The organism is Bacillus sp. FJAT-27001 (assembly GCF_019039175.1).
Lineage (GTDB): Bacteria > Bacillota > Bacilli > Bacillales > Bacillaceae > Bacillus > Bacillus velezensis.
In genome coordinates, this window is the sequence record NZ_JAHOAA010000005.1 from 232 (window position 1) to 12456 (window position 12225).

The window sequence follows — 12225 nt, forward strand, 5'->3', positions numbered from 1 at the left end:
TTATCAGGCGACTTAACTATCATACTACCAATCAGTTATGATGTCAAGTGTTTTTTTATTTCTTTTCGAAGTCTTTTTCTCGACCTCATTTATTATACACGCTTTCGAGAATTTGTAAAGTCTTTTTTCAAAAGATCATTTTCTCATTTGTCGTTATCGCTTTGTTCATCAGCGACGTTTAATAATATACCATGCACTTTAAATTAGGTCAACACTTTTACGAAACTTTTTTCTCACTTGTTATTCCCTTCTATATAATAAATAAAAAAGCAGGATTCCTAGGAACCCCGCGTCTATTCAGATTACCCGCTCACCTTGGCTTCCGCGCTATTACGATCTGTTTTTTCATAAGCACGGAAGTTTTGTTCAAGCTGTTCGAGCGACAGACCTTTCGTTTCCGGAAGGAACCTTTTCACAAATATAACGGACGCTATCCCTAACAAGACAAAAATGAAGAAGGTTGCAGACAATCCGATGTTTGCGAGCAGGACCGGAAAAGTGAAACCCACAAGGAAGTTCACGATCCAGAGGCAGAAGACAGTGACCCCCATACCAAGTCCCCGCAATCGAAGCGGGAATATCTCCGACAGCATCAGCCAGGTCACCGGAGAGACAGCCCCCTGCTGAAACGCAAGGAAAGTGACTGTTAATGAAAGAACCACATAAGGAAGAGCGGGCGATCCTTTCAGCACAACAGACAGAACTCCGATCAAAAGCAGCACCGCAGTCGTTCCGATCAGCCCCGTCATCAGCATCGGGCGGCGGCCGACTTTGCCGAGAAGCCATATTCCCACAAAAGTCGCGAGCACCGAAATTACACCGTTAGCGATATTGCCGATTAATGCGGCTTTTGTCTCGAAACCGGCATCTTTTAAAATTTGAGTTCCATAATACATAATTGAATTCACGCCGGTGAGCTGCTGCACTACCGCAATTCCGATCCCGACAAACACAATGCGGCGCACCCACGGAACGGCAAGATCCTTAAAGGCGGCCTGCTCCATCTCAGCTTCCTTATGAAAGGCAGATTCAATCTCAGCGAGCTCAGACTTCGCTTTCTCTTCATTCCTTATTCGCCGGAGAACGTGCAGAGCATCTTCTTTTCTTCCTTTAGAAACCAGCCAGCGCGGACTTTCAGGAACTTTCAGCATACCGAAAAACAAGAATACCGCAGGAAGAGCCGCGATAACGAGCATATAACGCCAGGCGTGAGAGGTATCACCAAGCACATTGCCGATAATAGCATTACACGTAAAGGCAAGCAGCTGGCCCGTTACAATCATCAATTCATTTTGGGTAACCATTCTCCCTCGGCTTTCCGCCGGCGACATTTCAGCCAAATACGCCGGAACGGTTACGGATGCTCCCCCGACGGCAAGCCCCAGAAGAAAACGGGAGATGATCATAACAGATACGTTAGGCGCCAGTGTACATCCAAGCGTCGCTGCAAAGAACAAAACGGCAAGGATAAGGATATTTTTACGTCTGCCGTTATAGTCCGACAATCTCCCTCCGAAAACTGCGCCGATCGCAGCCCCCAAGAGCAAGGAGCTCGCCACCACCCCTTCAGTCAAAGCGGTAAGATTAAGCTGGTCAGCTTCCGCCATAAACGGCAGCGCCCCATTAATTACACCGGTATCGTAGCCGAAAAGAAGTCCCCCGAATGTCGATACTAAAATGATGGTTCTCAAAAATGAATGCTGGCTGCTATTTTTATTCATCTTCAAATCCTCCTAGTTTTTACACAGAGATAATTACGGAATATTCAGTTATCAATATTTACACCTATAACGTCTGCATACAAGTTCTGACCGTCCAAAACAGTTATATAAGAAGAAAATAATCTGAAAGCGTTATCATTTATAGTGATTATCCGCTCTCCCCTCTCGTCAAATTGTTATTTTATAGTTACTTTATAGTGAAGTTATAATGATATTATTGGCACTTATGTTATTATCATAATTTTAAAAGCGCTTTCAGTCAATGAATATTTCAGAAAATTTTATAACTTACCTTTATATTACCTATATGTAATCAATTTATGTTTTTAATCAACTAATTTTCACTATATGATCAATAGTTAATCTCTTTTTGATAAATAATTGATTATATAGTGAAAACCCCCAATCAGCAGTTGGGGGTTTTTGATTTATTCTTCGTTTATTGTAACGATCGTTCTTCCTCTCGCTTCTCCTTTTAAAAGAGCAGGAAGCGTATCCGGCAGCTCTTCAAGTGTAATTTCCTTTTGAATAAAGGCCTCCAGATCTGCAGGCTTGAAGTCATCAGCTAAACGCTGCCATGTTTTCTTTCTTGTCTCCATCGGACAGAATACGGAATCGATTCCCAAGAGACTGACGCCGCGCAATATAAACGGAAAGACTGTAGCCGGGAGTTTCGTTCCCGCTGTCAGTCCGCTCACAGCAACTGATCCGCCGTACTGAATCTGGCTGAGAACTGAAGCAAGCGGCTCACCTCCGACCGGATCGACGGCCGCTGCCCATTTTTGTTTTTGCATTGGTTTTAACGTGCCGTTATACACTTCGTCACGGTGAATGACCGTCTTTGCTCCGAGGCTCTTCAAATAGCCGCTTTCGTCTTCTTTTCCCGTACTGGCCTCGACCTCGTAACCTAAAGTTGAAAGAATGGAGACGGCAAAGCTTCCGACGCCGCCTGTCGCTCCTGTCACCAGCACCTTCCCTTTTTCAGGAGCGGCATGGTTTTCTTCAAGACGCTGGACGGACAATGCGGCAGTGAAGCCGGCGGTTCCGATCGTCATGGCTTCTTTAAGTGTCAGACCTTCAGGCAGCGGCACGATCCAATCTGCCGGAATGCGGGCCATCCCGCTATAACCGCCAAAGCGGGAAACACCTATGCCGTAGCTTGTCGCAATGACTTTATCCCCCTCTTTGAAACGGGCGTCATCTGAGGAAACGACGATTCCTGCTAAATCAATTCCCGGCACGAAAGGGTACGACGTTACGATCTTGCCGTCAGGAATGGCAGCCAAGCTGTCTTTATAATTCACCCCTGAGTAGCAAACCTTAATCAGCACTTCACCCTCGGGAAGGTCCTGAACCGCCAGCTCCCGTACGCTGACTGAAAACCGGTCTTCACGTTGATCGACTACTAACGCTTTAAATTGATCTGTCATCACTACGTCTCCTTAAAATGAATTGAATGGCTTTGGAAAAGCATAAAATAAGTTTGATTTGTTTTCAAATGTCCTGCCCCGTGTAGTATGATCAAAAGTAAAAACAGCGAAAGAGTGGTTACGCATCATGTCTGATAAACAAAACAAAGATAACAAAAACAACAACAGCAATCAGCCATTACCGGACATTATTCATACCGCCGTTTTCAAGGCGCCGATACAAGTTGTCTGGGATACGGTCTCCACTGCGGACGGCCTGTCTCTCTGGTTTATGCCGAATGATTTCACACCTCAAGAAGACAGTGAGTTTCAGCTGGAATCTCCGTTCGGTCCGTCTCCGTGCAAGCTGCTGGATATTGAAGCGCCGTACCGCCTTTCTTTTTCGTGGGATACGGAAGGCTGGATCGTTTCTTTTGTCTTAAAGGAAACGGAAAGCGGAGATACGGAATTCACTCTCATTCACGGCGGATGGAAAGAGCCGGAAGCCGTCATCAATAAAGTCAATCGGAAAAGCTCCGAGATTCACAGTACGATGGATCAAGGATGGAACGGGCTTGTCAACACGAAACTTCGCGGGGCGGTTGAGGCTTAACACAAAAGGACGGACACGCTTCCCGTCCTTTTTTTGATGCCGATACATAAAAACTGACTTTGCAAAGACACTAACAGAAGAACCGAAAACTTCTTTCAGGGGGCGCTGTTTATGTATTATTACAAAGAAGAGCTGATCAATATCATTAAACCGGACAAGCCGGACCCGGCCGCGGCCAAGGTGCTTCAGGAAATTTTAGGCGGGCACTACGGAGAAATGCGGACGATGATGCAATACTTTTTCCAAAGCTCTAATTTCAGAGGAAAAGAAAAACAGTTCCGTGACCTGCTTCGCGGTGTATTTTTAGAAGAGATCGCACACGTTGAGCTTGTCCAGCATACGATTAATGCGCTGCTCGACGAAAGCGGCGCTGAGGGCCCCGGAAATCAGGCGGCAGATCAGGCGCCGCTTGACGAAGCAGTTAAACACGCCAATCCGCACCATTTTATCATCGGAGCGCAAAGTTCTCTTCCTGTAGACGCCGGCGGCAATCCATGGAACGGGTCTTGGGTATACAACCACGGGAATCTGATTTCCGATTTATTGGACAATGTCGTGCTGGAATCAACCGGCGTGCTGCAAAAGACACGCATTTATGAAATGAGTTCAAATCAGACGTTCAGAGAAACACTCGGTTTTCTGATCGTCCGTGACAACGCCCATCAAAATGCATTTACAAAAGCGTTGGAAACACTGGGTGTCGAATGGGGCAAATTATTTCCCGTGCCGAATTATGATATTGAAAAATACCCGGAATGCCGGAAATTCGTTGAGATGGGTTATCATAATACCCAATTTAATTTCAGACTGGATCCGACACGGATCGGAGAAATTCTGCAGGGAACGACGCCGAGCCGAAACGGCGGCGAATTAAGTGTGTCCGAGCCTCCTAAAGGTTTCCCCGTGCCGGAACTTCCTGAACTTCCGAATGAGCACAGCCCCGGACTGAAAGATATGAACTTGTAACAAAAAACGCCTGTTTCGGGCGTTTTTTGTTTTTCTGAATATGAGGTTTGAATGTGTTTAAAACGGGGAATATAAGCCGGGAGATCTTGCCATACGGCCGTTATTATAATGTGAGCACATTGCTGTACATACTTCGTTTCGAAAGTTGTCCTAATTTTCCAGCCGGCCGCTGGGTATGTTTGAATGATAATGGGAATTATGTAAAGAGAACAATGTCTTTTCTAAGGAGGCAGCGAATGTCTAAGCAAGGAAACTTCCAGAAAACTATGTCACTTTTTGATCTTATTTTAATCGGCATGGGAGCCATATTCGGTTCGGCATGGCTGTTTGCCGTCAGTAACGTCGCCTCTAAAGCGGGCCCATCAGGCGTTTTTTCCTGGCTGATCGGCGGGGGAATCATCTTATTGATCGGCTTGGTTTATGCGGAACTGGGCGCCGCGCTGCCGCGGACCGGGGGAATTATCCGGTATCCCGTATATTCACACGGACACCTCGTCGGATATTTAATTTCCTTTGTCACCATTGTGGCATACACGAGCCTTATTTCTATAGAAGTCACGGCAGTCCGCCAATACGTGGCGTATTGGTTTCCCGGTTTGACCGTAAAAGGCTCCGATTCTCCGACAATTGCCGGGTGGATATTGCAATTTGCGCTGCTCTGCCTGTTCTTCCTCCTCAATTACTGGAGTGTCAAAACCTTTGCGAAAGCAAACTTCATTATTTCGATTTTTAAATATGTCGTACCGATTACGGTAATTGTGGTACTGATTTTTCATTTTCACCCGGGCAATATGACCGTTCACGGATTCGCGCCTTTTGGCTTCACCGGAATTCAGGCCGCGATTTCCACAGGCGGCGTCATGTTTGCATATCTTGGGCTGCATCCGATTGTAGCTGTCGCGAGTGAAGTGCAGAACCCCAAGCGGAACATTCCGATCGCATTGATTGTCTGTATTATCGTGTCTACTATTATTTACACCGTGCTGCAGCTCACTTTTATAGGGGCGATCCCGGCGGATACCCTGAAGCACGGATGGCCGGCTATCGGGACTGAATTCTCCCTTCCGTTCAAAGATATCGCCGTTTTGCTAGGTTTGGGGTGGCTGGCGACATTGGTCATTTTAGATGCGATTTTATCACCGGGCGGTAACGGAAATATCTTTATGAATACGACTTCACGTCTCGTCTATGCCTGGGCCAGAAACGGAACATTATTCAGCATTTTTTCTAAAGTCAATAAAGAAACCGGGACACCGCGCGCCTCCCTTTGGCTTTCGTTCGGTCTGGCTGTTTTTTGGACGCTTCCGTTCCCTTCTTGGAACGCTCTTGTCAACGTATGCTCCGTCGCATTGATTCTGTCTTATGCGATTGCGCCGATTTCTTCTGCGGCGCTGAGAGTCAACGCGAAGAATATTAACAGACCGTTTTATTTAAAAGGGATGAGCATCATCGGGCCGCTGTCGTTTATTTTTACCTCTTATATTGTATATTGGTCCGGATGGCGCACCGTATCCTGGCTTCTCGGTTCTCAAATTGTCATGTTTCTGATCTATCTCTGTTTCAGTAAATATGCTCCCAAAGATGATGTCAGCATACGGCAGCAGCTGAAATCAGCATGGTGGATCGTCGGCTTTTATGTCATGATGCTGATTTTCTCCTATCTCGGCTCGTTCGGCCACGGATTGGGCATTATCAGCAATCCGCTTGACCTGATTCTGATCGCCATCGGTTCGCTCGGTATTTATTACTGGGCAAAATATACGGGTCTGCCGAAGGCTATGATCGACAGTGATAAATGACGAATACCGGAAAGAAGTATGGTCTTCTTTCCGGTATTTTTATTTTAAGGGATGACAAAAAAGCGAACATGCGATAAAATGAATGACAGTCATTCATAAAAGGAGGAACCCCTCTATTGGCAAAACAAAGCTCGGGAAAATACGAAAAGATCCTGCAAGCCGCGATTGAAGTCATTTCTGAAAAAGGATTAGACAAAGCATCCATTTCAGAAATCGTCAAAAAAGCCGGAACGGCCCAAGGGACGTTTTACTTATATTTTTCTTCTAAAAACGCACTGATATCCGCGATTGCAGAAAACCTGCTCGACACTACGCTGGACAGAATAAAAGGGAAAACGGACGGTTCTGAAGATTTTTGGACGTTGCTGGACATTTTGGTAGATGAGACATTTCACATCACCCGGCTTCATAAAGATATTATCGTTCTCTGTTATTCCGGTCTTGCCATCGATCATTCGATGGAGAAATGGGAAGCCATTTATCAGCCTTATTATTCCTGGCTGGAAGGCGTGATCAATACGGCCATTGAACAGGGTGAGGTCCACAGCGGCATTCATGTCAGATGGACGGCCAGAACGATTATCAACGTTGTCGAGAACGCGGCTGAACGGTTTTATATCGGCTGTGAACAGGATGTCGATCTCGAAGTATATAAAAAAGAAATATTCAGCTTTCTCAAAAGAAGCTTGCAGAAATGATTGGCGGAGACCGATCATTTTTGACCGCCGTAAAAATGACTGACATTCATTCATAACTGAGGTGACTGTATCATGTATTGGCTGCTTGTATTGATAGCCGGACTGTTAGAAGTAGTTTGGGCGTCCGCCCTGAAGCATGCGGATTCGCTCTTTGATTGGATTGGTATTTTCCTTCTGATTGCCGTCAGCTTTCTGATGCTGATCCGCTCTTATAAAAAAATTCCGATGGCTGCCGCATATACCGTTTTTGTCGGAATAGGCACCGTCGGCACATATGTAACGGGCGTCATTTTAGGCGAATCGTTTTCAATCGGGCAAATATTCTTTTTGGCTTTGCTGTTGTCCGGCATTTTAGGAATGAAGGTATTTACGAAAGAAACTGAAACAAGGGGTGAACATTAATGGCATGGCTGCTGTTATTTATTGCCGGAGCGGAGGAAGTTGTAGCAGCCGTTGCCATGAAACATATTGACGGTTTTAAAAAAAAGTGGCCGCTGATTGTCATGGTAACAGGCTTTATGCTTTCATTCTTTTGCCTTTCCGGAGCGATGCAGGTTCTTCCCACAGGTGTCGCGTATGCCGCTTGGACCGGCATGGGAAGCATCGGCGTTTCGGCCGTGGGCATACTTTGGTTTAAAGAAAAATTCAACCTGTCACAATTGGTGTCTCTGGGGCTTATCCTCATCGGTGTCATCGGCTTAAAACTGACAACGTAACGGCCTGAGACAGCTTTTTAAATAAAAAACAAAGGACCCTAAGCGGGCCCTTTGTTTTTTTATGCTGTTTTGATCTGTTCCGCTTTTCCCGCTCCGACTCCGAAAATGAAGATCAGAACGGAGACTGCGATCAGCATGAATAACGGAACCGTCCAGCCGTGCGTGATGTCATGCAGCAAACCGAATACGAGCGGCCCGAACGCGGCAAGCAGGTATCCGAATGACTGGGCCATGCCGGAAAGCGCCGCGGCTTCATGGACATGCCGGGTCCGCAGGCTGAAGAACATCATCGCCAAGCTGAACGCACAGCCTCCCGCAATTCCGATTAAAATGACCCATAGCGGAGTGAGAGCCGGGCTTCCGAAAAGAACGCCGGCAATGCCGATAAGGAAAAATAAAGCCGTCAGTCCGGCGAGTGCGCGCTGATTTTTCATTTTAGCGGCAGCGATCGGCACGATAAAAGTAATCGGCAGGACTGAGAATTGCATTAATGAAAGCATCCATCCCGCCTTACTTGAGCTGAGTCCATTCTGCTGAAGAATTTCCGGCAGCCAAGCGATGACGGTGTAAAAAATAAGGGATTGCAGCCCCATGAACATCGTCACCTTCCAAGCCAGCGGAGACCGCAGCAGACTGCTTTTCTTCTCTCCGTTTGTCCCAGTCGTGCGGACGGGCAGTTCGCGTCCTCGCATTTGCGGAATCCACATGACAAACGCAATGAAAGAAAGGATAGCCCAGCAGCCGAGCGCGCCTTTCCAGCCTAACCCCGCTGAAGAGGCGATCGGCACGCTGATGCCGGATGCAATCGCGCCGCACAGATTCATAGAAACCGAGTAGACGCCGGTCATGATGCCTAAATTTCCGGGAAACTTATGTTTAATGAGACTCGGCAGCAGGACGTTGCATACGGCGATCGACAATCCCAACAGAATCGTTCCGAAAAAGAGAGTGCCGATTCCGGCGATGGAGCGCAGCAGAGTTCCGGCTGTCAGGACAATTAATGATGACAGTAACACAATCTCGGTCCCGAAGCGCCGGGACAATAAAGGAACAAACGGCGACAGACATGCAAAGGCCAAAAGCGGCACTGTCGTAATGGTGCCGGCAGCCGCATTGGTCATGCCGAGGCTGTCCCGAATTGAGGAAACGAGCGGCCCGACCGATGTCAGAGGCGCTCTGAGGTTGGCTCCTATCAATATGACTCCGATGACCAGCAATATCAGTTTTTTACGCTGATTTGCTTGCAGAATTTGATGTTCGTCTTTAATTTTCATGTTCATCCTCCATGTGTATTGTATCTTTAAATACTGTGATGTATTGGTTGACGGCCTCCATGGCCTGATCCGGTTTCTGTCCGATAATCGCGGCGGCAAGCTGGGTGTGGATCCGTATAGCAGGGGTGATTTCCAACAGGTTATGGACTGACGCACAAAGCGCCTCCGTCATATGCTCGTAAAGATCAGAAAGCATGTTGTTATGGGCCGCCTGTACAATGGTTTTGTGCAGTTTAATGTCAGCCTCGGCATACCGTTTTCGATCTTCATTTTGCAAGGCCGCTTCACATTCATCCAAGCATGCCTTCAGTGCTTTCAGGTCTTCGTCATTACGCCTTTCCGCCGCCAATCGCGCAGCTTCTCTTTCGAGTGCGTATCTGACTTCTAATGTTTCAAGCAAATTTGATTTTTTAATATGGCGGTAAAATGCCGCGCCGAGAACACTGGATGAGCTGACATACGTACCGCTCCCCTGCCTTGTCTGAAGCAGGCCGGCATGTACGAGCGCCCGAATGGCCTCACGCAATGTGTTTCGGCTCACATCAAATTGCTTCATTAAATCCAGCTCAGGGGGAATGCGCGTCCCGACCGGCCATTTATCCGATTGAATTAACGATTCAATTTGCGTCACCACTTGTTCTACGAGCGACAGTCTGCTTGTTTTGGATATCTCCATCAAAACACCTCTGAAATTTGTAGGATGATTCTATCATTGGGTAATATAACATAAAAGAAGCGAAGATGTAAATCAGCGGCAACAAAAAAAGAGTGAGTTTTTCTCTCACTCTTCGGCGCTTTTATGAACGTTTTATATTGACTGAGGTCACGACAAACTTGTCATGACGGTGGCGGGAAAATGAATATTCAAAGGGAGTGCCGTTGTCCAAAAAGCCTACATGCTCGACTTCAAGTATCGGGTCATCCGGCCGGCAGCCGAGATATTGCTGATCCATATCATCCGACTTGCACGCTCTGATTTTTCTGTGTGAGCCTGCGATTTTGAGCTGGAGTTCCCGCGTAATATGATCGTAGATGGAATGGTTGAGCACCTCGTCATTAATGCCGGGTATAAGGCTCGCCGGCATGTACGTTTTTTCAAGAACGTACGGTTCGCCTTCAACAATTCTGAGCCTCACTACATAATAGACGGGAGTCTTTTCATCGATGGCCAAATGTGCGGCGACATCTTGAGACGGAAACTGCACTTCAAACCGGATGACCTTGCTCTTGATATTTTTTCCTTTTAACAAATTGCTCAGGCCGAGAATTTCGTTGCTGACTACGTGAACGTGCTCATCCTGCATGGCTGATTGAATGATAAACGTGCCGTGCCCTCTTTTTCTGAAAAGCATTCCTTCAGCCGCAAGTGTATCAAGCGCCCGCTTCATCGTCATCCGGCTGCACCCGAACTCCGCAGCGAGCGTCTTTTCATCCGGGATCGGCTGATCTATGTCATATACACTGCTTTTAATCCTCTTTCTCATTTCGTTGGCGATTTTTTCGTACTTATTCATCGGTTTCCTCCGGCTGTATAATGTTTGATCTGTATAGACTCCTTACGGTTATCATAAATTTTTTTCCCTGCTTCATCAATGACGTTACAGCCGCCGATATTGAAATTGAAAGGATTTCCTCAAATTTTCTATGGAATCTCGCTCACTATTATGGTAGAATTTTTTGCAGAAAAGGACACAACCGAATAATGCATACATTGTATAACCTCAATGATATGGTTTGAGGGTGTCTACCAGGAACCGTAAAATCCTGATTACAAAAATTGTCCCGTACACTTTTTGTAATCAGGATTTTTTATTTTCTAAAAAATAAAAAAAGGAGTATCTGTACATGAATTTCAAAGTATTTCTGCTTGCAGCATCTACCATCGCAGTCGGATTAGTTGAATTAATTGTGGGCGGTATTCTTCCGCAAATCGCTTCCGACTTAGATATATCCATCGTCAGCGCGGGGCAGCTGATCAGCGTGTTTGCGCTCGGTTACGCGGTATCCGGCCCGCTGCTTTTGGCAGTGACGGCAAAGGCTGAACGAAAGCGGCTTTATTTAATCGCACTGTTTATTTTCTTCCTAAGTAATCTGGTGGCTTATTTCAGTCCCAATTTCGCCGTACTTATGGTGTCACGGGTGCTCGCTTCCATGAGCACAGGGCTGATTGTCGTCCTTTCTTTAACGATTGCTCCTAAAATCGTGGCGCCTGAATACAGAGCGCGGGCGATCGGCATCATTTTCATGGGGTTCAGCTCCGCAATCGCTTTAGGCGTGCCTGTCGGCATTATCATCAGCAATGCCTTCGGATGGCGCGTTCTGTTCTTGGGAATCGGCGTATTATCTCTCGTTTCCATGCTGATTATCAGCGTCTTTTTCGAAAAAATACCTGCTGAAAAAATGATTCCGTTTCGTGAGCAGATCAAGACGATCGGGACCGCCAAAATTGCCAGCGCACATCTTGTCACCTTGTTTACACTGGCGGGGCATTACACACTCTATGCCTACTTTGCGCCTTTTTTGGAAAGAACGCTTCATTTGAGTTCCGTTTGGGTCAGTGTATGCTACTTTTTGTTCGGTCTGTCAGCGGTATGCGGCGGCCCGTTCGGAGGCTGGCTGTATGACCGTTTAGGAGCATTTAAAAGCATCATGCTTGTGACCGTTTCTTTCGCTCTGATTCTGTTTATTCTTCCGCTGACAACGGTTTCTTTAATCATTTTCCTGCCTGCGATGGTGATCTGGGGATTGCTCAGCTGGAGCCTTGCGCCGGCGCAGCAAAGCTATTTAATCAAAATTGCGCCTGAGTCTTCCGATATTCAGCAAAGCTTCAACACGTCCGCTTTGCAGATCGGCATCGCGCTCGGGTCAGCCATCGGCGGCGGCGTGATCGGACAAACCGGTTCTGTCACAGCAACAGCCTGGTGCGGCGGTTTGATTGTCATTATCGCTGTCGCGTTAGCTGTATTCTCTTTAACGAGACCTGCCTTGAAAAGAAAATCCGCATAAATGTGAGACCGCAAAAAAGCCAA

Annotated in this window: 12 protein-coding genes and 1 riboswitch; of the genes, 7 read left to right on the top strand and 5 right to left on the bottom strand. The window is 46.8% G+C overall.

Features of this window, described 5'->3' with window-relative positions; translation table 11 throughout:
- Window positions 1-302: 302 nt before the first annotated feature.
- Complete coding sequence (locus tag BGM27_RS15385; RefSeq protein WP_007409290.1) at window positions 303-1721, bottom strand: sugar porter family MFS transporter; 1419 nt, start codon at window positions 1719-1721, stop codon at window positions 303-305.
- Window positions 1722-2149: 428 nt separating this feature from the next.
- The gene (locus BGM27_RS15390; RefSeq protein WP_007409291.1) at window positions 2150-3151 is read right to left on the bottom strand and encodes an NADPH:quinone oxidoreductase family protein; all 1002 of its coding nucleotides are present in this window, start codon (window positions 3149-3151) and stop codon (window positions 2150-2152) included.
- Window positions 3152-3278: 127 nt separating this feature from the next.
- On the opposite strand from BGM27_RS15390, the gene BGM27_RS15395 reads away from it, so the two are divergent.
- The 6 genes from BGM27_RS15395 to BGM27_RS15420 all read left to right on the top strand — a co-directional run bounded on the left by BGM27_RS15395 (window position 3279) and on the right by BGM27_RS15420 (window position 7922).
- Window positions 3279-3743, top strand: coding sequence for an SRPBCC family protein (locus BGM27_RS15395; RefSeq protein ID WP_003156017.1), 465 nt, complete (start codon window positions 3279-3281; stop codon window positions 3741-3743).
- 111 nt (window positions 3744-3854) lie between these two features.
- A complete protein-coding gene (locus BGM27_RS15400) occupies window positions 3855-4709 on the top strand; it encodes a manganese catalase family protein (protein ID WP_007409292.1) in 855 nt (284 codons plus the stop codon).
- A gap of 236 nt (window positions 4710-4945) precedes the next feature.
- Window positions 4946-6508 carry an APC family permease gene (locus BGM27_RS15405; RefSeq protein WP_007409293.1) on the top strand — a complete coding sequence of 521 codons (1563 nt, stop codon included), beginning with the start codon at window positions 4946-4948 and terminating at the stop codon, window positions 6506-6508.
- Between the two features lie 116 nt (window positions 6509-6624).
- Window positions 6625-7206, top strand: a complete 582-nt coding sequence (locus tag BGM27_RS15410; RefSeq protein WP_007409294.1) for a TetR/AcrR family transcriptional regulator — start codon at window positions 6625-6627, stop codon at window positions 7204-7206.
- 72 nt (window positions 7207-7278) lie between these two features.
- Window positions 7279-7608, top strand: a complete 330-nt coding sequence (locus BGM27_RS15415) for a DMT family transporter (protein ID WP_003156023.1) — start codon at window positions 7279-7281, stop codon at window positions 7606-7608.
- Window positions 7608-7922, top strand: a complete 315-nt coding sequence (locus BGM27_RS15420; protein ID WP_007409295.1) for a DMT family transporter — start codon at window positions 7608-7610, stop codon at window positions 7920-7922. Before BGM27_RS15415 ends, BGM27_RS15420 begins: the two co-directional genes overlap by 1 nt.
- Window positions 7923-7981: 59 nt before the next feature.
- Here BGM27_RS15420 and BGM27_RS15425 read toward each other — a convergent pair whose 3' ends face one another.
- The 3 genes from BGM27_RS15425 to BGM27_RS15435 all read right to left on the bottom strand — a co-directional run bounded on the left by BGM27_RS15425 (window position 7982) and on the right by BGM27_RS15435 (window position 10710).
- Complete coding sequence (locus BGM27_RS15425; protein ID WP_007409296.1) at window positions 7982-9196, bottom strand: CynX/NimT family MFS transporter; 1215 nt, start codon at window positions 9194-9196, stop codon at window positions 7982-7984.
- On the bottom strand, window positions 9186-9872 hold the full coding sequence (locus tag BGM27_RS15430) for a FadR/GntR family transcriptional regulator (protein WP_007609773.1): 687 nt from the start codon (window positions 9870-9872) through the stop codon (window positions 9186-9188). The genes BGM27_RS15425 and BGM27_RS15430 overlap by 11 nt, the downstream gene beginning before the upstream one ends.
- A gap of 121 nt (window positions 9873-9993) precedes the next feature.
- Window positions 9994-10710 (bottom strand): GntR family transcriptional regulator, encoded by a 717-nt coding sequence (locus BGM27_RS15435; protein WP_007409298.1) that lies wholly within the window; start codon window positions 10708-10710, stop codon window positions 9994-9996.
- 177 nt (window positions 10711-10887) lie between these two features.
- Window positions 10888-10987, top strand: a riboswitch (purine riboswitch).
- Window positions 10988-11041: 54 nt separating this feature from the next.
- On the opposite strand from BGM27_RS15435, the gene BGM27_RS15440 reads away from it, so the two are divergent.
- Complete coding sequence (locus BGM27_RS15440; RefSeq protein WP_007409299.1) at window positions 11042-12202, top strand: MFS transporter; 1161 nt, start codon at window positions 11042-11044, stop codon at window positions 12200-12202.
- Window positions 12203-12225: the final 23 nt, after the last annotated feature.